This window comes from Streptomyces calidiresistens, assembly GCF_014141525.1.
GTDB lineage: Bacteria > Actinomycetota > Actinomycetes > Streptomycetales > Streptomycetaceae > Streptomyces > Streptomyces calidiresistens.
Genome location: NZ_VKHS01000006.1, coordinates 1 through 19,628 on the forward strand (window position 1 = coordinate 1; position 19,628 = coordinate 19,628).

At 71.1% G+C, this 19,628-nt stretch carries 19 protein-coding genes; 3 read left to right on the forward strand and 16 right to left on the reverse strand.

Going from position 1 to position 19,628, the window contains the following annotated elements; genetic code table 11:
- The 12 genes from FOE67_RS00710 to FOE67_RS00765 form a co-directional block, all read right to left on the reverse strand.
- Positions 1–186: AMP-binding protein (locus tag FOE67_RS00710; RefSeq protein WP_182659773.1), on the reverse strand; the 186-nt coding region annotated here is incomplete at its 3' end.
- A gap of 391 nt (positions 187–577) precedes the next feature.
- Entirely contained in the window at positions 578–1,669 is a 1,092-nt protein-coding gene (locus FOE67_RS00715) for an FAD-dependent monooxygenase (protein ID WP_182659774.1), read from the reverse strand.
- A gap of 68 nt (positions 1,670–1,737) precedes the next feature.
- Positions 1,738–2,919: a glycosyltransferase gene (locus FOE67_RS00720; RefSeq protein WP_182659775.1), complete on the reverse strand. Its 1,182-nt coding sequence runs from the start codon at positions 2,917–2,919 to the stop codon at positions 1,738–1,740.
- Positions 2,920–2,921: 2 nt separating this feature from the next.
- Complete coding sequence (rfbA, locus tag FOE67_RS00725) at positions 2,922–3,893, reverse strand: glucose-1-phosphate thymidylyltransferase RfbA (RefSeq protein WP_143616424.1); 972 nt, start codon at positions 3,891–3,893, stop codon at positions 2,922–2,924.
- 3 nt (positions 3,894–3,896) lie between these two features.
- On the reverse strand, positions 3,897–4,505 hold the full coding sequence (locus tag FOE67_RS00730; protein WP_143616426.1) for a dTDP-4-dehydrorhamnose 3,5-epimerase family protein: 609 nt from the start codon (positions 4,503–4,505) through the stop codon (positions 3,897–3,899).
- Between the two features lie 64 nt (positions 4,506–4,569).
- The gene (locus FOE67_RS00735; RefSeq protein WP_182659776.1) at positions 4,570–5,439 is read right to left on the reverse strand and encodes an alpha/beta hydrolase; all 870 of its coding nucleotides are present in this window, start codon (positions 5,437–5,439) and stop codon (positions 4,570–4,572) included.
- Positions 5,436–6,491 carry a methyltransferase gene (locus FOE67_RS00740; protein ID WP_182659777.1) on the reverse strand — a complete coding sequence of 352 codons (1,056 nt, stop codon included), beginning with the start codon at positions 6,489–6,491 and terminating at the stop codon, positions 5,436–5,438. The genes FOE67_RS00735 and FOE67_RS00740 overlap by 4 nt, the downstream gene beginning before the upstream one ends.
- Complete coding sequence (locus FOE67_RS00745; protein WP_182659778.1) at positions 6,488–7,753, reverse strand: class I SAM-dependent methyltransferase; 1,266 nt, start codon at positions 7,751–7,753, stop codon at positions 6,488–6,490. The genes FOE67_RS00740 and FOE67_RS00745 overlap by 4 nt, the downstream gene beginning before the upstream one ends.
- Positions 7,750–8,943: a dTDP-4-amino-4,6-dideoxygalactose transaminase gene (rffA, locus tag FOE67_RS00750; protein WP_182659779.1), complete on the reverse strand. Its 1,194-nt coding sequence runs from the start codon at positions 8,941–8,943 to the stop codon at positions 7,750–7,752. Before rffA ends, FOE67_RS00745 begins: the two co-directional genes overlap by 4 nt.
- Complete coding sequence (locus FOE67_RS00755; protein WP_143616436.1) at positions 8,940–9,680, reverse strand: methyltransferase; 741 nt, start codon at positions 9,678–9,680, stop codon at positions 8,940–8,942. The genes rffA and FOE67_RS00755 overlap by 4 nt, the downstream gene beginning before the upstream one ends.
- Before the next feature lie 31 nt (positions 9,681–9,711).
- The gene (locus tag FOE67_RS00760; protein WP_182659780.1) at positions 9,712–10,506 is read right to left on the reverse strand and encodes a tryptophan 2,3-dioxygenase; all 795 of its coding nucleotides are present in this window, start codon (positions 10,504–10,506) and stop codon (positions 9,712–9,714) included.
- Positions 10,503–11,747 carry a kynureninase gene (locus FOE67_RS00765; protein WP_182659781.1) on the reverse strand — a complete coding sequence of 415 codons (1,245 nt, stop codon included), beginning with the start codon at positions 11,745–11,747 and terminating at the stop codon, positions 10,503–10,505. The genes FOE67_RS00760 and FOE67_RS00765 overlap by 4 nt, the downstream gene beginning before the upstream one ends.
- Before the next feature lie 390 nt (positions 11,748–12,137).
- On the opposite strand from FOE67_RS00765, the gene FOE67_RS00770 reads away from it, so the two are divergent.
- On the forward strand, positions 12,138–12,944 hold the full coding sequence (locus FOE67_RS00770) for a hypothetical protein (RefSeq protein WP_182659786.1): 807 nt from the start codon (positions 12,138–12,140) through the stop codon (positions 12,942–12,944).
- A gap of 68 nt (positions 12,945–13,012) precedes the next feature.
- Here the strand turns inward: FOE67_RS00770 and FOE67_RS00775 are convergent, their stop codons facing one another.
- The 4 genes from FOE67_RS00775 to FOE67_RS00790 are packed head-to-tail and all read right to left on the reverse strand — an operon-like array spanning position 13,013 to position 16,282.
- Positions 13,013–13,870, reverse strand: coding sequence for a PhzF family phenazine biosynthesis protein (locus FOE67_RS00775; protein ID WP_143616443.1), 858 nt, complete (start codon positions 13,868–13,870; stop codon positions 13,013–13,015).
- A complete protein-coding gene (locus tag FOE67_RS00780; RefSeq protein ID WP_143616445.1) occupies positions 13,867–14,754 on the reverse strand; it encodes an LLM class flavin-dependent oxidoreductase in 888 nt (295 codons plus the stop codon). The genes FOE67_RS00775 and FOE67_RS00780 overlap by 4 nt, the downstream gene beginning before the upstream one ends.
- 56 nt (positions 14,755–14,810) lie before the next feature.
- The gene (locus FOE67_RS00785) at positions 14,811–15,782 is read right to left on the reverse strand and encodes a 3-methyl-L-tyrosine peroxygenase-related protein (RefSeq protein ID WP_143616447.1); all 972 of its coding nucleotides are present in this window, start codon (positions 15,780–15,782) and stop codon (positions 14,811–14,813) included.
- Positions 15,779–16,282, reverse strand: a complete 504-nt coding sequence (locus FOE67_RS00790) for a VOC family protein (RefSeq protein ID WP_228473422.1) — start codon at positions 16,280–16,282, stop codon at positions 15,779–15,781. Before FOE67_RS00790 ends, FOE67_RS00785 begins: the two co-directional genes overlap by 4 nt.
- Before the next feature lie 331 nt (positions 16,283–16,613).
- Between FOE67_RS00790 and FOE67_RS00795 the strand changes: the two genes are divergently transcribed.
- Positions 16,614–17,456, forward strand: a complete 843-nt coding sequence (locus FOE67_RS00795) for an NAD(P)H-binding protein (protein WP_143616449.1) — start codon at positions 16,614–16,616, stop codon at positions 17,454–17,456.
- 290 nt (positions 17,457–17,746) lie between these two features.
- Positions 17,747–19,228, forward strand: a complete 1,482-nt coding sequence (locus tag FOE67_RS00800) for an FAD-binding protein (protein ID WP_228473423.1) — start codon at positions 17,747–17,749, stop codon at positions 19,226–19,228.
- The last annotated feature ends 400 nt before the right edge of the window (positions 19,229–19,628 follow it).

Below are 19,628 nucleotides of genomic sequence, written 5' to 3' on the forward strand. Positions count from 1 at the left end.
GCTGCCCGCCCCCACCCCCTCCTGCCGCAGACGGCGGGCGAGGCGGTTGGCCGACGCGTTCAGCTCGCGGTAGGTGAGTGAGGATGTGCCGTCCTCCAGCGCGGTCCGGTCGGCCGCGGCGGCGGCCGCGGCCTCGAAGGCGGTGGGGAGAGCCGGGACGTCCTTCAACTCCTGGTGGGTGTGCATGTTTCCTCCAGCGGCGACGACGGGCCGCGGTGGTGGCCGCGGCGGGGGAATCGGGGGGTGTGAGTTCCTCCACGTTGTTCGTCAACTCCGGGGGTGGGAGTTGTGTGGTGTTTCATCGGCCCGGGGACCATGCGGCGAGTTCTGTGTGCCCGGGTTCTCGGAGGGTGTTGTCGAGGAGCACGGAGAGCAGGACACCGACGCGTTGACGGGCCGGGCGGCTGGACGACCCCGCTGCCCGCGCCCCGGTCGGCTTGCCGAACACAGTGCTCTCTTCCCGGGTGTCGCCGGTGCCGGCCCCGGAGGCCGGCGGCCCTCTCCCCGGATTGCGAGAACCATGACGGGAGTGACGGGACGGGGCAGTGGCGATCGCGGGTACCGGACGGTAGCTCCGTCACCGGCCGCCCGGCACCGTGTCCGCCGGAACCACTCCGGCGGTGTCGGCGGACAGGTCGCGCATCGAGACCCGGCCCCCGCGGGTGACCAGGTCCACGAGGAACCGTTCCGGCGGCGCGTCGCCCGCGTCGGCGAGGCCGGCGAACCAGGCCGCGCTCGCCCGGCCGATCCGCTGCGTGTGCTCCACGATCGGGCGGCGGGCCGCCTCGTAGGCCGCCAGCGCGGCCGGTACCGACGGCTCGGAGCGCAGGGCGGTGACGAGCGCGTGGGCGTCGTCGAGGGCCAGCCGGGTGCCGGAGCCGATCGAGTAGTGCGCGGTGTGCGCCGCGTCGCCGAGCAGCACCACGTTCCCGCTCGACCAGGTGGAGTTGCGCACCTGGAGGAAGCGGCTCCACCGGGACCGGTTCTCCAACAGCCGCGCTCCCGCCAGCGGGTGGGCGAAGAGCCGGGCCCGCTCCTCCGTGCCGGGACGGTGCGTGGCCTCCACCAGGAAGGTGCTGCGGCCCGGTTCGTACGGATAGACGTGCGCTGTCACCGGACCCCGGGGAGTGGCGACGACGATGAAGGCGAGTCCGTCGAAGGACCGCTCGGCGCCCAGCCAGAGGTAGTCCGGCGCGAGCCGCTCCGTCGTGGTGCCGAACTGCCCGGCCAGGGCGTCCCGGGTGGTCGAACGTGCCCCGTCGGCCGCCACCACCAGGTCGTATCCGGCTGCGAGTGCCGCGATACCGGGAGCCGGGGCGCCCTGGTGCACCCGCACACCCAGCTCCGCGCACCGCTGCCGCAGCAGCCGCAGCAGGGTTCGGCGACTCATCGCGCCCAGATGGGGGGCCCCGGTGGTGAAGAACCTGCCGTGGCGGTGCACGGTGATCTCGTCCCACCCGGTCAGGTGCGGCTCCAGGGCATCGGCCAGCCGCGGGTCCGCACGGCGAATCGTGTTCAGTGCGGCGGGTGGCAGTATGACACCGAATCCGTAGGTGTCCTCAACACGGTGGCGCTCCCACACGGTGACCTCGTCCGGCGGGTCGGCCAGCCGGGCGAACGCGGCGAACGCCAGCCCTGCCGGGCCGCCGCCGGCGACAGCGATCCTCACCCTCACTCCTTCCGGATCGTTCGGTTGTGCCCCGGGGTCGGGCGGCGGGGCGGTGGGTCACCTGCGGGTCATCGGCCCTCGACGCGGAGCAGTTCGCCGATGCGGTCGACGACCGCGGCGGGCGATGGCATGGCCGCCATCTCCTCGGCGACATCCTGTGCCGCCCGCCGGGGCGCTGGATCGTGCAGCACCTCGGTCAGCGCGGCGGCGACCTCCCCCGGTCCGGAGGCGTCGATGTCCAGGGTGGGGCCGGCGCCCCGGGCGGTCACGGTCCGGGCGTTGCTGACGTTGACCGTGCCCGGCATCGGGAGCGAGACCTGCGGCACACCGGCGGCGAACGAGCTGAGCACGGTTCCGGAGCCGCCGTGGTGCACGATCGCGTCACAGCGGTCGAGCAGGGCCCGCAGCGGCAGCCATCGCTCGGGCCGCACGTGCGGCGGCAGGGCCGTGGGCAGTTCCGGCAGGTCGGCGTCCGCGGTGAGCAGCACCAGCTCCGCGCCCAGCTCACGGGTGGCCAGCACGATGTCGCGGTACAGCGCGCCCTCGCGGGTCATGGTCGCCGACGAGCCGCAGGTGGCCACGACGCGCGGTACGTCGCTGCGCCGCAGGGCCCAGTGCGGCAGGTTGCCGCCGTTGTTGAAGCAGCCGTACCGCATCGTCAGCCGGTGCGCGGGCCGGCCGATATCGGTGGGCACATCGGTGAAGTTGGCCAACGAGGAGGGCAGTACGTCGATCTCGATCTCCGCCTCCGTCACCTTCTCCACACCAACCTTCGCGGCGTGCGGCTCCAGGTATTCCAGGGCGGGGCCGAAGGTCGGCAGAGGCGTCCCGTAGCCGTGCAGCACCGCCGGAACCCCCGCGGCCCGGGCGGCGACCAGTGCGGCGGAGTGGATGCCGGGATAGACCACGACGTCGGCCTTCCAGGCACGGGCGATGTCCACCAGGTCCTCCAGCATCCGAGCTCCCACCTCCCCGAACGCGCGGCCGTGAACGGCCAGGGACGTGGCGTCGTCCGGGGCGGATCCGGCCTCGCCGCGCTCCAGCATGCGCAGCAGGTCGTCGTAGGGCTGCCTGGCCCGGCGGGCCGCACCGGCCTCGGCGGTGACCAGCCCCGCCGCCACCGCCGTGCGCCCCGCGGGACCGCAGGTGGCCACTAGCACCTCGTGGCCCGCCGCCCGGGCGGCGTGCGCCAGGGGGACCAGCGGCATCAGGTGGGAGGAGACGGGCATCGAGGTGAACAGGTAGCGCATGGTCAGCTCCTTGCGGTTCCGGGGCGGGAGGCGGTGGCGGACGGCAGTCCGGCGGGGTCGGCGACGAACTCGGGTGGCAGGGAGTCCGGGACCGGCCGCCCGACCGCCGCGCGGTCGGCGAGCTCGATCAGATAGGCGCCGTATTCGGTGTTCGCGTGCTCCCGGCCCAGATGCCGGAGCCGCTCGGTTCCGATGAAGCCCATTCGGTAGGCGATCTCTTCCACACAGGCGATGCGTACGCTCTGGCGCTGCTCCAGGATCTGGACGTACTGGCCGGCCTCCAGCAGGGCGTCATGGGTGCCGGTGTCCAGCCAGACGAAGCCCCTGCCGAGCCGGACCAGTTCGGCCTTGCCGCGTCCCAGGTACACCTGGTTGATGTCGGTGACCTCCAACTCGCCCCGGGCGGAGGGGGTCAGACCCCGGGCGATCCCGACCACGTCGTTGTCGTACATGTACAGGCCGGTGACGGCGAGTTCGGAACGCGGCCGCTCGGGTTTCTCCTCGATGCCCAGCAGCCGTCCGTCGTCGTCCACCTCGGCGACGCCGTACCGCTGCGGGTCCCGCACCGGATAGCCGAAGATGGTGCAGCCGTCGAGTCGCTGCGCCCGGTCGCGCAGCAGTGCCGAGAAGCCGGGTCCGTGGAAGAGGTTGTCGCCCAGGACGAGCGAGACCGAGTCGTCACCGATGTGGTCGGCGCCGATCAGGAAAGCCTCGGCGATACCGCCGGGATGCTCCTGTTCGGCGTAGTCGAAACGCAGGCCGAGGTGACTGCCGTCGCCCAGCAGTGTGCGGAACAGGGGCAGATGGTGGGGCGAGGAGATGACGAGGATGTCCCGTATCCCGGCCAGCATGAGGACCGAGAGCGGGTAGTAGATCATGGGCTTGTTGTAGACCGGGAGCAGTTGCTTGGAAAGCACGCCGGTCAGGGGCTTGAGCCGGCTGCCCGACCCGCCGGCCATGATGATGCCCTTCACGTGTCAGTCCTCCTGGGGGCTCTGTCGAAAATCCCCGCCGCCCGGGCGGTACGCCGGCAGCAGGCCGTGGTCGAGCGCCTCGGCCAGCGTGGGTGCCGTGCTGTCCCGGTCGGACATGACCGGCTCCGGGCGGCGGGGTACGGGCAGTCCGAGCGCGGGGTCGAGGACCGACACGGCCAGTTCGTCCTCCGGCCGGTACGGGGTGGAGAGCAGATAGACCAGGACGGTCCCCTCCGCCAGGGAGACGAAGGCGTGGCCGACACCCGGGGGGCAGTACACGGCGCGTGGCCGGGCCGGAGTGAGCCGGACCGAGTCCCAGTGGCCGAAAGTCGGTGATCCGACCCGTACGTCCACCACCAGGTCCAGTGCCTCTCCCGCCGCGCACAGGATGATCTTCGCGGTGCCGGGGTGGGAGCGGGCGTAGTGCACGCCCCGCACCACGCCCGTCCGGTTGACGCTCAGCCCACTGCGCACGACCCGGAACGGCGTGCCGTCCAGCACTGCCCCGTAATCCGCCTCCTGATACACCGGGCAGAACAGCCCCCGTCGGTCGGGGAAGACCGGCGGGGCGATCTCCAGGGCGCCCGTGACGGCGAGTTCTCGTGTTTCCATGCGGCAATCTCCCAGTAGCGTGTCCGGCCGGCGCGCGTGGACGGGAGGACGGGCGCCGGCCTGCTCACCACCCGGGTGCCGACCCCAGGTGGCCCAGTACCGTGCGACCCAGCACCGTTGCGGCGTCACCGAGGTCCAGTGGCAGGTCGAAGTGGTCGCGGTCCTCCACCACCAGGTCCTCCACCACCGGCCCCCCCGCGGTTCCGCCCCGCCCGCGCAACGCGGCGGAGAACCGCTCCTGTTGCCGGGCGTACTCGTCGGTCTCGTACCGACCCCGGGCCAGCAGCACCCGGCCGGCGCGCGGTGGTGACCGGAACAGTGGGCTCATCTCCCGGGCCGTCGCCGGGCTCAGCCCCAGCGCGTCGTTGACGTAGCTGCCGACCACCGGACGCAGGTCGTACAGGCCGCTCAGCAGGCACAGCCCGGCCAGCGGAACACCGTCCGGGCCGCCGGTGGCCATGGCCACCAGGTGGGCCCCGGCCGAACTCCCCGCCGCGTACACCGCGTCGCTGCGGCCACCCAGGGCCGCGGCGTTCTCCCGTACCCAGGCCAGGCCCCGCCGCACCGAGGCGCTCATCTCCTCCAGTCGCCTGCCGGGCGCCAGGCCGTAGCCGAGGGCTATGTACCCGGCGCCGGCCGCCAGCAGTGCGGGAGCGGCGAAGCAGGCATCCTCCCTGCCGGACTCCTGCCAGTGCCCGCCGTGCACGAAGACCAGCAGTGGTGCGCCGGGGCGGCGCGGCGGGAAGTGGTGCAGCCGTTCGGCCGGGTCGGGGCCGTAGGCGACGTCGGCCCGGTGGTCCAGCATGCCCAGCGCGGCCAGGCTGCGCTTGCGGTACTCCGCCAGCGTGCCCCGGGCGTCGCGGGCCCGGCTGCTGGGGGACAGTTCCCTGTCCAGCACCTCGCGACGGTGTCCGGCGGTGTGCGGCCGGCTCATCGAGCCGGCCGGCGCCCGCTGACCACGCCGTGCGGGGTCCAGCCCGGCCCGGTGATGCGGAGAACATCGGTGAAGCCGGCCTCCCGCAGCCAGGTCTCGCACTCCTGCCAGCGGTAGATGGTGGAGTGTCGGAACGGGAGGGTGGTGAAGTAGACGTTGTCCAGCGCCGCGTACAACGGCCCCGCCCCGTCGTCGTCGCTGAACGCGTTGAACACCAGAACCCGCCCCTCGGGTTCCACCACTTCGTACGCCTTCCGCAGCAGGGCGAGGTTCTGCTCCGGTGACCAGATCACGAACTGGTGCGCGAAGAGCACGCAGTCGTGCCCCCCGGGGTACGGATCGGTGAAGATGTCGGCCGCGCAGGTGTCGATCCGCCCGCGCAGTCCGGCCTCGCGGATGTTCCGGTCGGCCACCTCCAGTGCCCCCGCCCGATCCAGGACCGTGACCCGCAGGGATGGGTGCGCGCGGGCCAGGGCGATGGCGTTGACGGCGTCGCCGCCCCCCACGTCCAGAACGCGTCGCGTGCCGGAGAAGTCGGTCCGCTCCACGAGCACCGGGTTGGACAGCCGGGACCAGGAGTGCATGCAGCGGTAGAAGAGTTCCTCCAGGCCGGGCACTCCCGACAATCTCGTGTAGAGGTCCCGGGTGGTGCCGGGGAAGTGGCGAATGCCCACGTTCTCACCGGTGCGCAGGGACTCGGCGTAGTCCGCCGCGGGCAGGTAGGAGACGCGGTCCTGGAACTCGACGATGTCCCGCAGCACCGGCCACAGCCCCTTTTGGAAGGCGGCGGTGATGGGTGGTCCGTTGCGGTAGGAGCCGTCCTCGACCGTGGTCAGGCCCAGGGCCGTGGTGCCCAGCAACAGGACGTCGGTGGCCCGGCGGGTGAGCCCGAGACCGTCGGCCACCTTGCCGGCCGGTAGCGGCCCGTCGGCGTGGAGCAGTTCGAACAGGCCGAGCCTGCATCCGGCGTTGAGCTGCTGGAACGCCGAGTGCCCGAACAGGATGGGGACCAGGAGCCCCAGTTCCTCGGAGGAGTTCGCGTCACCGGTCACAGGGTGGTCACCGCCCGGGTGTGCACCGTCGGTTCGGGAACGGGGACGATGAAGCCACCCCCGGCATCGAGGAAGGCCGACTCCTTGCGCATGATCTCCTCGGCGTAGTTCCAGGCGAGCAGCAGGTAGTAGTCAGGCGGTTGCCGCACGTCGCCGGGGGCCAGGACGGGAATATGGGTCCCCGGGGTGACCCGACCCTGCTTCTGCGGGGTGGTGTCGGTGCAGAACTCCAGCTCGTCGCGGCCCAGACCGCAGATGTTCAGCAGTGTGGTGCCCTTCGCCGAGGCACCGTAGCCGGCGACGCGATGGCCGTCGGCGACCAGGTCCCGCACCAGCCGGGACAGGCCGTCGCAGGTCTTGCGCACACGTGCCGCGAAGTCCTCGTACATGCCGTCGGAGAGGTAGCCGCCGCATCGCTCGTGCTCGATCAGCTCCCGCACCCGCTCGTGGGTTCGCCACGGCCCCTCCGCCCGGCCCGCCGACACCAGGACCGATCCCCCGTGCACCGTCAGCCGCTCCACGTGCACGGTGCGCAGCCCGTGGCGGGCGAAGAGCGTATCCAGAGTGCTGATCAGGAAATACGACAGATGCTCGTGGTAGATGGTGTCGAAGGCCAGCCGGTCCAGCAGGTCCACCGCGTAGGGCACCTCAATGGTGAACAATCCGTCCTCGGCGAGCAGCGCGTGCACCCCGGCCAACACGTCGACCACGTCGTCGATGTGGGCGAACACGTGGCGGCCCAGGATCAACGACGCCCTCCCGTGCTCGGCGGCGACCGCCCGGGCGGTCGTGGAATCGAAGTACTCGGACACCGTGGGCACGCCGCGGTCCTCGGCGATTTTCGCCAGGTTGCGGGCCGGGTCCACCCCCAGCACCCGTGCTCCCGTCTCGCGGAAGGCCAGGAGTTGGTCCCCGGTGTTGCTGCCCAGTTCCACGACGAGGTCGTCCTCGGCCAGACCGGCCTGCTCCCGACACAGCCGCACCACCGTCCGCATGTGCCGCGCCATCGTCTCCGAGTCCGAGGTGACGTAGGAGTAGGTGCGGTAGAGGACGTGGGGGTCGACGACGGCGGTCAGGCTCAACAGCCGGCACTCGCGGCAGGAGATGACCTCCAGAGGGTATGCCTGCTCGTGCGCGTAGGAGTCGGCCACCTCGAGGAAGCCGTTGGCGAGTGGCACATTGCCGAAGGAGATCACCTTCTGCCACCGCTCGCTGCCGCATACGCGGCACGCGGTGACGAACCGGATGACGTCGGTGCTCATCGCGGGTCCTTTCGGTCGTTGACGCGGGCCGCGCCGGTGCGGAAGGAGAGGAGCGCGTTCACCACCTGCTCCACCTGTGCGTCGCTGAGTCCGTCGTACAGCGGCAGCCGCACCAGTCGGTAGGCGATCCGCTCGGTGACGGGGCAGCCGCCGGGCGCGATGCGACCGTGGCGGGTGCCCGCGGGAGAGGTGTGCAGCGGCTGGAAGTGGAAGGTGGCCTGCACCCCGTGTTCGGAGAGGTGGCGCAGGAGCGCCATCCGGTCCGTCTCGGAGGGCATCACCAGGTGGTACAGGTGGGCCGAGTGCGTACGGTCTTCGGGCACGGTGGGCAGCGCGACCCCCTGGTCCGATGCCCAGTCGGCCAGCCTGTCATGGTAGGTGTCCCACACCGCGTGGCGCCGCTTCTGGACCGTGTCGAACTCCTCCAGTTGCGCCGCCAGCAGGGCCGCCAGGATCTCGGGGAGGATGTAGCTGGAACCCAGGTCCACCCAGCGGTACTTGTCGACCTGACCCAGGAAGTACTGGTGCCGGTTGGTCCCGCGGTCGCGGATGATCGTCGCCCGCTCGACCAGGCCGTCGTCGTTGACCAGCAGCGCACCGCCCTTGCCGCAGTGCACGTTCTTGGTCGCGTGGAAGCTTTGCGCCGCCAGGCCGCCCAGGCCGCCCAGCGGCCTGCCGTGGTAGGACGCGCCCAGTCCGTGTGCGTTGTCCTCGATGACCGGGAGGCCGTGTGCCTCGGCGATGCGGAGGATCTCGCGCATCTCGCAGGCCACTCCCGCATAGTGCACGGCCACGATGGCACGGGTGCGTTCGGTGATCACCGACTCCAGCGAGGACTCGTCCATGTTGAGGGTGTCCGGGTGGCAGTCGACGAAGACCGGCACGGCGCCGCGCAGCGCGAAGGCGCTCGCCGTCGGCGCGAAGGTGAACGACGGCATCACCACCTCGTCGCCCGGGGCCAGGTCCATCAGCAGTGCAGCGATCTCCAGGGCGTGGGTGCACGAGGGCGTCAGCAGCACGTGCCGCGAGCCGGTGAGACGGGACAGCAGTTCGGTGGCGCGGGCGCTGAACGGACCGTCGCCGTCCAGGCTGCCCGAATCCAGGGCCTGGCGGAGGTAGGCGTACTGCCGGTCGGCGGTGTGCGGCACATGGAAGGGCACCGTCCGCGTGGCGGCGGAAGCGACACTCATCGGGGCAACTCCAGAAGGGTGAAGTCGATGTGGACACGTGCCTCGTCGTCGGCGTGCGCCGCGTACACCGGGGAGGTGCCCAGCTCCATCGCGGGGACGGAGAAGGACTCCTGCCGGTGGACGCGGACGCCGAAACCGGCCTCCCCGGCCACCTCCCGGAGCCGTTCGGCGCTGCCCATCGCGAAGCTGAAGCCGAGGAACAGCCGGCCCTCGGGGGTGAGCCGCTTGGCGGCCTCGCCGAGGAATCGCCGGTGCATCGTGTAACCGGGATCGAAGAAGTGGTAGGCGAGGGCCGACTCGTGGGTCTGCTCGAGCGGAATCTCGATGAACGGCGAGTTCCAGAAGATCAGGTCGAAGGTCTCCTCGGGCTCCAGCGCCTCGAACAGGTCACTGGTGAGTCCCCTGACCCGGTCGGCGACCCCGTGTCGCCGGGCGTTCATCTCGGTGGTGCGCACCGCCGCGGGATTGATGTCCAGCGCGGTCACCCGGGGTACCCCCGAAAGCGCCGCGACCACCGAGGCGACGCCACAGCCGCAGCCCATCTCCAGCATGCGGCCGACGCCGTCGCGCGGCAGCCAGGACGCGAAGAGACCCGTGGCGTGGTTGTACTCGCCCCCCAGCACTCCGCCGAGCTGGTGCCATCGCATGTCCAGGAGCGTGAACTCCCGCTCCCGGTCCTGCTCTGCCACGGCGTGTGCGTAGGCTTCTCGCCCCATGGTGAGGCCGAGTTCGTTCATGACTGGTTCCTCCGATCGGGGGCGCGCACGATCACAGGACCGAACGCATCGTCCACAGCTCGGGGAAGAAACGGTGCTCGTTGACCGTCCGGAGCCAGGCGGCGCCGTCGCTGCCGCCGCTGCCCCGCTTGCCACCGAGCATCCGTTCCACCACGAGCAGGTGGGTGGCCCGCCAGTGCGAGAATCGGTAGGCCATCTCCAAAAGTTGTTCGGCAAGGTCGTACGCGGCCCGGTGCCCGTCCGGGTCGCGATAGACCGCCAGCCAGACCTTCTCCACCCCTTCGTCGGGCTCGTACCGGGAGGCCGGTTCCCGGGTCCTCAGGTGCTCCGGCACGGGGAAGCCGGACCGTGCCAGGAAGCGGAGTACCTCGTCGTACAGGCTCGGGCGGTCGAGCTCGGCGCGCAGCTGGGGGAAGGCGTCGAGGTCGGCCGACCGAACCATGGCGGTGTCGCGGTTGCCGAGGGTGAACTCCAGCAGTCGGTACATGAAGGACTGTGTGCCCGACGCCTGGCCCAGCGTGTCGCGGAAGACCAGGAACTCGTCCACCGGCATGGCGTTCATGCTCTCCCAGCATCCGATCAGCACCCTCTGGTGGCGCACCGCGCGCGACAGGGCCCGGCAGGCCGCCGCGGGACAGTCCTCGCGCAGTCGGGCGCGGGCCTGATCCACCTCCAGGTGCACCATGCGGAAGAGCAGTTCCTTGACCTGGCTGATGAGGATGAACGACATCTCGAACGGCGACTCGGTGCGCGGCTCCTGCAGGGAGTGGAGCGCGTCCATGCGGGCGTACCCGACGTACTCGTTGGGCTCGTTGGGCTCGTTCATCCCGCCACCTCCCCGGCCCGGGGCACCTCGCGCAGGACGTCGCGCAGGGTTGCCACGGCGTCGAAGACATCGGTGTGGGACACGTACAGGCCGTTGAGGCACAACCGGAGAAGGTCGGGCGGGCGCGAGTCGGTGACCACCCCCCGCTCCATCAGGGCGGCCGACACCTCGGGCGCCCGGGCATGACGCAGGGTGATGTGGTTGCCCCGCCGATCATGGGCGGAGGGCGTCACCACTTCGAGCCCTCGGTCGGATCCCGGGGCGCCGGATGCGTCGGAGGGCTCCGCCACGAGGCGGGTCAGGTAGTCGCCCAGCCGCAGGCTCTTGCGCCGCACCGCGGCCACCCCGGCGGCCTCCAGCGGCTCCAGCGCCGCCTCCAGTGCAAGGAGCGACAGGACGTGCGGAGTGCCGGTGCGGGCGCGGTCGATGCCGGAGGCGGGGACGAATTCGTCCGCCATGTCGAACGGCCGGGCGTGCCCGTGCCAGCCGGTGAGCGGCAGGTCCAGGGTGTCGTGGTGACGGGCGGCGGAGTAGAGGAACGCGGGGGCGCCCGGACCGCCGGAGAGGTACTTGTAGCCGCAGCCCACCGCCAGATCCACCCCGGCGGCATCCACGTCCAGGGGCACCGCGCCCGCGGCGTGGCTGAGGTCCCACACCGCGATGCCGCCCGCCGCGTGGATGTCCGCCGTCGTCCGGGAGATGTCCCACAGTTCGCCGGTGCGGAAGTCGACCGCGCCGCACAATATGGCGCCGACCTCCCCCCGGTACCGTCGGAGCACCTCGCCCAACTCGCCCATCGGCGTCTCGATCAGTCGCAGGCCCAGCAGGCGGGCCACCGAAGTCGCCAGGTAGCGGTCCGTGGGGAAGTTGGTCGAGTCGGAGACGAGCACCGGGCGGTCCGGGCGCAGCCGGGCGGCTGCGGTCACCGCGTTGAACAACTGTACCGAGGTGGACTCACCCACGACGGTCCGGCCGGCCCCGGCGCCGATCAGCCGCCCGATCCGGTCGCCGACCCGCACGGGGGCGTCCCACCAGCCGTCCTCGCTCCAGGCGCGGATCAGGTGCTCGCCCCATTGGTGCCGCACCACCTCGTCCAGGGCGTCCGGCACGGCGCGGGGGAGGGGGCCCAGGGAGTTTCCGTTCAGCTGGATCACACCGGTGGGCAGTGCGAATTCCTTGCGGAACACGGATAGCGGGTCTTCGAGGTCCTGTTTCTCGGCCCACTCGCGAGTGGATTCCACTTGTAGTGCTCCCTCGGTCTTCCGTAGCGGGTGGCTGCCGGTGGCAGCCGGCGGACACAGACGACGCGCACTGTAGGAATTTCTATCTTCGCTCCTCCCGGGCGGTCAATGGTTTCTCCGTCAACGGAACTTCAGAAGATCTTCAGGCAAGTTCAAGAGGTCTTTCAAGGTCGGTCAGGGAGCACCCCCGGAAGACCACGGGAAGGTGTTCCCGGAATAGCATTCAGGGGTGCGCGGGAAAGTGCGCGCATTCCCGGTGTCCGGAAACGAGGGAAAGGCACGGTGATGAAGACGGGGTACGACGGAACACACCCGGCGCGGTCCCGGGAGGCGGGCACCCCCTGCGCGGGGCCGCGGTGCGCGGCGACATCCGGGGAGGCGGCCCGCGCGGTGGCCGGCACGCGTCTCTGCCTGTCCTGTCGCACTCGACTCGCGGAGGCGCTCGCACGCCTCCCGGCCCTGTACCAGGAGTGCGGCGAGCGCCACTTCCGTTCCCGCACCCCTGCCTGGGCCAAGCCCCCGGCCCCCTCTCGGCACCCGGTCGCCGCCCTGCACGCCTCCGCGGCGGACGTCCGCCGCGCCGTGCTCGGCGTCCTGGCCTCCTGGGCGGGCCTGACGGTCGGGGTGACCGGGGCCCATCCGCCCCGGCGGACTGTGGGCGACCTGTGCGCCTTCCTCCACGGTCGTCTCGGCTTCCTCGTCCGGCATCCCGCGGCCGGGGACTTCGCCGCCGAGATGGCCGACATTTTCGCCCGGGCCAAGCGCGTCGCCCGCCCCGAGGAGATGGGAAGGGTGGTGGTCGGGCCCTGCGTGGAGGCCGGCTGCGGCGGAAGACTGATCGCGCGCCCGGCGCGGGACCGCCGCCACCCTTCTCGTGTCTCCTGCGACGCCGACCCCACGCACAGCTGGAGCGGGCCGGAGTGGCTGTCCCCGGGCCACCGGGTCGACGCCGCCCCCACCGTTGGACCCACTCTCGTCGCGGAGTCCTCGCCGGACGCACCGTCCGTCCCGGTTGCGGCTCCCGCCCGGGGGCCGCGCTGGCTGAGCCCGGCGGACATCACCGCCCTGTGGGGCATTCCGCGCGGAAGCGTCTACAGGCTGGCCAGTGAACAGAGGTGGGAGCGGCGCCGCAGTGCCGGACGTACCTACTACGCGGCCGAGGACGTCCGGCGCGCGCTGGCACACACCGGCGACTGACGGCCGGCCCTCCGCGCGGCGTGGCGCCACGGCTCCCGACACCGTTCCGACGGCTTCCGGAACGTCCCTCACTTCCGGCCGGCGGGCACGGCGAGGCCCCCGGCCAGCTCTTGCGGTGCCCGGCCGCCGACCGTGGCGGTGAGCGGGCCGTTCCCGGCGTCGACCGTGCACTCCAGGACGGCCGGTCGACCCAGCTCGGAGCCCTGCTCGATCCGGAAGGTGAGTCGCTCGTCCTCCAGCCCGCGGGCGTGGAGCCATACGCCGAGGGCCAGACCCACCGAGGCACAGGCCGGGTCCTCCGCAATCGCGTACCCGGGGGCGAACAACCGGGCCCTGGCGGTACGGCCGGCCGCGTCCCAGTGAAAGACGAAGACATCCGGCAGCTCCTCCCGCCGCATCACCTCCGGATCGGGGCGCACCGCGGCGATTGCCTCCTCCCGCACCGGGAGCAGGTGGAACTGCGGCCCGAAGCCCGCGGCCAGGGTCGGGCCGTCGTCCAGGTCGTCCGCGTCCAGGCCGACGGCCTCGAGCAGCGGGGCGGTCTCCAGGGCGCGGGCCGGTGGCGGTGCGGTGGCGGTGATCACGGCCCGCTCGCTGTCCGCCCCCAGCTCCAGCAGCTTGTCACCGCACTGTTGGACGACCTTGCCGGACGGCAGGCGCCCGGAGCGGACCAGCGCCACCGCAGTGCCCACTGCCGAGTGTCCCCCGAAGGGCGACTCCCCCCGGCGGGTGAAGACTCGCACCCGGTGGGTGGCCTCCGGCACGGTCGGGGGAAGGACGAACACCGTCTCGTCGGCCCGGAACCACGCCGCGATGCGGCGCATGTCCTCGGTACCCAGGCCCTCGGCGTCGTGGACCACTGCCAGCGGACTGCCGCCGTTCCTCCCGACTCCGAAGACGCCGACCATCTCGAAGGGGAGGGTCACCGCGCACCTCCCAACTCGGTGGTGGCGAAGTCGAACAGCACCTCTTCCCGACCCCGGAAAGGGGGCTCGGGGCGGGGCCAGTGCACGACAAAGTCGGTGAAACCGATGTCCCGGAAGACCCCGGCTGAATCCCGGTAGCTTTCCACGGACTCCAGTACGCCCCCGACCGAACCGCCGGTCAACAGCAGTCGTCGCAGGGTGGACGGGTCGCGTCCCAGGGCCGCACAGGCATCGTCCAGGGCCGCGAGCTGCTCCTTGAGCAACGGGACCACCCGGTCGTACCGCTCGCTCTCGAAGGAATTGGGGGCGCCGCTGGTGACCCAGACGTCGGCGTACCGCGCGGCGAGAGCCATGCCCCGGGGGCCGGCGGCGGCGACGGCCAGGGGAAGGCGGGGTGCGGCCAGGCATTCCGGCTGCACCACCACATCCTCCACCGTGTACCACTGCCCGTGGAGGGTGGTCCGCTTCTCACGCAGCAGCCGGTCCAGCAGGTCCACGAACTCCTCGAATCTGGATCCCCGCTCACGGCGCGACAGAGGCCGGTCCCCGCGGATGCGGGCGTCGTGGCCCTCGGCCCCCGCCCCCACGCCGCAGACCATTCGACCCCCGGAGATGTCGTCCAGCGACACCAGTTCCTTGGCGAAGTCCACCGGGTGCCGGAAGTTCGGGCTCGCCACCATGGTGCCGAGCGTGATACGCGAGGTGGCTCCGGCGGCGGCCGCCAGGGTCGGCACGGCCGAGAACCAGGGCTTGTCGCTCAACCAGCGCCACATCAGGTGATCGTAGGTCCAGGCGTGGTCATATCCCAGCTCCTCCGCCAGGATCCATCGTTCCCGGGCCCGGGGCCAGCGGTGTTCGGGCAGGAGCAGCACTCCGTGGCGCATGCGCTCAGCTCTCCTCTCGGCTCGCGGCGGTACGATGCTGCCGGGGCGGCATTCGTTCAGACGGTCTGTGGCGCCTGCCGGGCGGGGCCGGCTGCGTGGGCCGCCGCGTTGGCCAGGACGGTGCCGAGGCGGCGTTCGCACCGGGCCACCGAGCCGTTCCACCCCTCGGCCCCTTCGCCGTCCTCGTCCCGGCCCAGCGGATACAGGCCGTTGACGGCGAGATCGAGACCCACCGCCCGCAGTCGGCGCAGCAGTTGGCCCGCAACCGCCTCGTCGGGAACCGGACCGCGCAGCGTCATGAAGAAGTTGTCGTAGAGCACGGCCGTCCGCTCCGAGGGGCGCACCGGATTCTCGGTGACGCTCTGCTGGAGCAGCGACCGCCCTCCCGGTACCAGACGGGCGGCGACGCTGTCGTGGACCTCCCGCTGGGAGTGGACCGCGGCCCGGAGCCCCGTGGCCCGTCCGTCCCGCAGCCACGGGACGGGACGCCCCCGCATCAATCCCCGCACCTGTGTGAAGTCCGGGGCCCAGAGGCCGCTGAAGCCCCGGTGCTGGAGGAACATGGCCGGGCGGATCAGGCTCTGGTAGAGGGCGCGCGGGCACGAGCCGCTGTACAGCAGCATGGCGCAGTAGCAGTGGGTGTAGGACTCCAGCCGCTCCATCGCCGCGGGCCCGGGGACGGGGTCCCGCGGGGACAGCTCCTCCAGGATCCGGCCCATCAGGCGCCACAGGGCGAACGTCACCTGGTGACCGGTGATCCAGCGGAACCAGAACAACTGGTCGTACGAGGGAGCGGATGGCACGCCGAGGTGGGCGATCCCCGGCCGACTGCCGGTGAGTGCGCGCAGTTCCAGGCAGATCCGCTCCGGCTCGCACGGCGGCAGCGTGACCGACCGGTGTTCCGCGCTCGCCCCGGCATGACCGGCCGGGGGCATGACCAGGGGCTCCAAGCCGTAGGGGAAGTCACCGAAGTCCCAGTCGCCGACCCGGACCGCGCCGGGCGCGAAGGGCGGGGTGAGCGTGCTCATCGAGGTCCTTCCGGGACGTGCGTGAACTCGTACTCCAGGCCGTTCACGTCGAAGAGGTAGAGACTGCGGACCCCGTCGCCGTCGATGACGATGTCCGTGGGCGGGTCCTGGCGCGCGAAGGCGAACCGGCCCGAGTCGTACAGTTCGATCCACCGTCCCCTGACGACCTCCAGGTCCTCGGGGGTGTCCACTTGCAGGCACACGTGCTGGAACTGGAACGATTCGTCCTCCGGCACCCGACGGTTGTGGTCGGAACGGTCGAACAGGTGGAAGCGCAGGTCGCCCACCGCGATCTCGACCAGCCGGCCGATCCCCGGCAGACGGCTGAGGGTCAGGTCGGAGAAGCGGTCGAGTTCCCACCTCTTCTCCGCTCCGAAGAAGTCCAGATACCACTGCAGGCAGTTGTCCAGATCGGCCGTCTGCACTCCCACGTGGTGGATGCGCGGCCTCACCCCCTCCACCATGGAGCGTGGTGTTGTCGTCCGTTCTGTGAGGGGCATCTCTGCTTCCTTCCGGATTCTCGGGATAGCGGATGGCTGCGGAGAGGTAACCTCCACACGCCGCGGGGGTGGTGGGCGCGGCAGACCGCATGGGAACGCGGACATGGAAAGAAGGGGGAGGAATCCGCAGGCCCGGGCTCAGGGTGGTGGCGAGGTTATGAGAAGTTAGCTTCGGTGATTTCGGGGCGTCAACGCAGGAGAATCAGATGGATGTCAGATGATTGTGAGGTGATGTACAGGGCAACGTCTGCCGGGCGCGGCCCCGAGAACGCCGGCCTCCTCCGGAGGGCCGACCCGTTTCCCTTCCCCCTCCGTCGTCGTTCTTGAGGGCATGGACACCACCCCGATCCTCGTCCTGGGAGCCACCGGCTCCAGCGGTCGCCGTGTCGTCGCGCATCTGCGGAACCTGGGGGTGCCGGTCAGGTCCGCGTCGAGGCACAGTGTCACCCGTTTCGACTGGGGCGACGAGAGCACCTGGGAACCGGCGCTGCGCGGTGTGGACCGCGTGTTCCTGATGGCACCCGACGGTGTGCCGGTCGCCCCGGGCCTCGTCGCCCTGGCGGCGGACCTCGAAGTTGAACACCTCGTCCTGCTGTCGAGCCGTGCCATCGAGGTGATAGGGGATCGGCGCCTGCTGGAGGCCGAGGACAGCGTCAGGGGGTCCGGCATCGACTGGACGATCCTGCGCGCCGACTGGTTCAACCAGAACTTCGATGAAGGCCCCTTTCGCGAGGCGGTGCTCGGCGGGGAACTGACGGTACCGCTGGGGGAGTGCCGACAGGCGTTCGTGGACCTCGAGGACGTCGCCGCCGTGGCCACTCGCGTCCTGACGGAGCGCGGGCACACCGGCCGCACGTATGAGGTGACCGGTCCACGTTCCCTGTCCTTCGGCGAGGCGTGCGCCGTCATCGGCGAGGCCGCCCGCAGGCCGCTGAGGTTCCGCGGGAACCAGGACGCCTACCGGGCCGCGCAGACCTCGCTCGGCCGGTCCGCGGAGTCGGTCGAGCGGGACCTCGTCTCTTTCGCCGCACTGCGCGCCCTCGGTGACGCCGAACCCCTGGACACCGTGCTCCGCGTGACCGGACGCCCCGCCCGAACCTTCGAGGAGTACGCCGCCGAGGTGGCGACCGACGGCGGCTGGCGCACCGGGCCGGTCGGCGCCGCGGGGCCTTGAGGCCTCCCTGCGCGATCGGGGCGCTCCGGTCGGCCCCACGGACGTGACGCACCTCCCGCCGGGGCGTCCGGGATGCGCGGTTTGAAGAAGCTCTGACAGTAATTTGAAATAGGTGTGATTGTGTCGGACATCCCCGGCTGACTATGGTTCGACGCGCTGGACCATGGGCTGTGGAATTCCCCCTGGAAGGAGCTTCTCGTGCCCGGAGCGCATCTCGATGAATTGCTTCACCATATTGAGCGGGTTGATATGCTCGGCCATTTCGCCCGTAGGCTCCACCGGGAGGCGGTATGATCGGCCGCCGTGAACTCCTCGGCAGGGTCGGAGCCGTTGCCACGGTCATGGGTTTCGACCTGCTCGGGCGCAGATGGGTCACGGAAGCCGAGGCCGCGACAGGCCCGTCATTCGCCGGCGTACCCGAACTGGACGGGGAACTCGTGCTCGACGGAGCGTCCCGCGCGGCGGTCGCCACCGACCTGGGCAACCTCGTCCACCACACGCCGTACGCGGTGCTGCGCCCGCGCTCGGCGCGCGACATCGCCGTGATGATCCGCTTCTGCCGGGCACACCGCATCGCGGTATCGCCCCGTGGCCAGGCCCACACCACCTACGGCCAGGGGCTTTCCACCGGACTGGTCATCGAGAACCGGTACCTCGACCGCATCCACTCCCTCGGCCCGCGCACCGCCGAAGTGGACGCCGGTATCCTCTGGAAAGACCTGGTCACCGCCGCCTACGGGCATTCGCCGAGGCGGACCCCGCCGGCACTCACCGGCTACACCGCGCTGACCGTGGGCGGAACGCTGTCCGTGGGTGGCATCGGCGGCATAGTGGGCGGCCTGCGCACCGGGATGCAGGTCGACCACGTACACGAACTCGAGGTGGTCACCGGGACCGGGGCCATCGAGCGCTGCTCCCGCCACCGCAAGTCCGACCTGTTCGAGGCGGTGCTCGGGGGACTCGGCCAATGCGGCGTCATCACCAAGGCGGTCCTCGAACTCGTCCCCGCCGAGCAGCGGGCCCGCGCCTACACGCTGTCCTATGACGACAACACCGTGTTCTTCCGCGACCTCCGCACACTCATCGAGCGACCCGGCGTCGACCACGTCTACGCCGAATTCTCCTCACCCGACACCACGCCGACCTACAAGCTGCACGCGACAGCCTTCTACGACCCGCCCGGAGGGCCCGACGACCGGGCGATCCTCAAAGGCCTGTCCGCCGCCCCGGACATCCAGGACATCGGCTACCTGGACCACGTGTTCTCGATCGACACAGCCATCGACACGGTGCGGGAGATGGTGAACTGGGACCGACTCGTCAAACCGTGGTTCGACGTCTGGCTTCCCGGTTCCACCGTTGAGGACTACCTCGCCGAGATCATGCGGACGCTGACCCCGCGGGACATCGGAGCCTACGGGGCCGGCCTGATCTACCCGCAGCGGCGCGCGCACGCCACCCGCCCCTTCCCCCGGCTGCCCGAACAGGACGGGTCGCCCTGGGCGTTCGTCGTCGACATCAATACCGTGTCCGACACCCTTGACCCCGACCCGGGCTTCGTCGAGGAGATGCTCGACCGCAACAGGCGGCTGTTCGCCCGTACGCGCGAGCACTTCGGCGGGGTGCTCTACCCGATCGGCTCGGTGCCGTTCACGAGCCGGGACTGGCGTACCCACTACGGCGACGAGTGGTCGACCTTCCGGGCCGCGAAGAGACGTTACGACCCCGGCAACGTGCTCACCCCCGGCCTCGGCATCTTCGGCCACGGGTGATCCCACCCGGCACGGACCACCGGTTCGACGGTCCCGGCTGCGCGAGCATCCCGGCATCGGGGTCGTGTGCGGCGGACGGCCTCGGCCACCCACGCCGAGGCCGTCCGCCGCGCCCGGCCCGACACGGTGCAGGTCAGCGACCGACGGCACCCCAGGCGCAACCTCTGCGACAAGGCCCGATCCGAGGTCCGCGCGCATGCCGACCGCCGGGCCACCATCAACCCGACCCCCGGCGAAGTACACGAGCAGACCACCCGCGAACGCCGAAACAAGATCCACGGTCTCCTCGGCCAAGGCGTCGGCCCGCTCGACTGCTCCCACCGCCCAACCCGGCACCGAACACCGTCAAACGCTGCGTCCGCATGCCCGAACCCCGGGCCCCGCGCCTACCCCTGCCCAC

Excerpts from the sequence above, each read along its gene's own strand:
- FOE67_RS00745 (WP_182659778.1), bottom strand. The coding sequence starts at position 7,753 with ATGAGCACCGACGTCATCCGGTTCGTCACCGCGTGCCGCGTATGCGGC.
- FOE67_RS00720 (WP_182659775.1), bottom strand. The coding sequence starts at position 2,919 with ATGCGCTACCTGTTCACCTCGATGCCCGTCTCCTCCCACCTGATGCCG.
- FOE67_RS00800 (WP_228473423.1), top strand. The coding sequence starts at position 17,747 with ATGATCGGCCGCCGTGAACTCCTCGGCAGGGTCGGAGCCGTTGCCACG.
- FOE67_RS00785 (WP_143616447.1), bottom strand. The coding sequence starts at position 15,782 with ATGAGCACGCTCACCCCGCCCTTCGCGCCCGGCGCGGTCCGGGTCGGC.
- FOE67_RS00760 (WP_182659780.1), bottom strand. The coding sequence starts at position 10,506 with ATGAACGAGCCCAACGAGCCCAACGAGTACGTCGGGTACGCCCGCATG.
- FOE67_RS00735 (WP_182659776.1), bottom strand. The coding sequence starts at position 5,439 with ATGAGCCGGCCGCACACCGCCGGACACCGTCGCGAGGTGCTGGACAGG.
- FOE67_RS00730 (WP_143616426.1), bottom strand. The coding sequence starts at position 4,505 with ATGGAAACACGAGAACTCGCCGTCACGGGCGCCCTGGAGATCGCCCCG.
- FOE67_RS00780 (WP_143616445.1), bottom strand. The coding sequence starts at position 14,754 with ATGCGCCACGGAGTGCTGCTCCTGCCCGAACACCGCTGGCCCCGGGCC.
- FOE67_RS00755 (WP_143616436.1), bottom strand. The coding sequence starts at position 9,680 with ATGAACGAACTCGGCCTCACCATGGGGCGAGAAGCCTACGCACACGCC.
- FOE67_RS00790 (WP_228473422.1), bottom strand. The coding sequence starts at position 16,282 with ATGCCCCTCACAGAACGGACGACAACACCACGCTCCATGGTGGAGGGG.
- rffA (WP_182659779.1), bottom strand. The coding sequence starts at position 8,943 with ATGAGTGTCGCTTCCGCCGCCACGCGGACGGTGCCCTTCCATGTGCCG.
- FOE67_RS00795 (WP_143616449.1), top strand. The coding sequence starts at position 16,614 with ATGGACACCACCCCGATCCTCGTCCTGGGAGCCACCGGCTCCAGCGGT.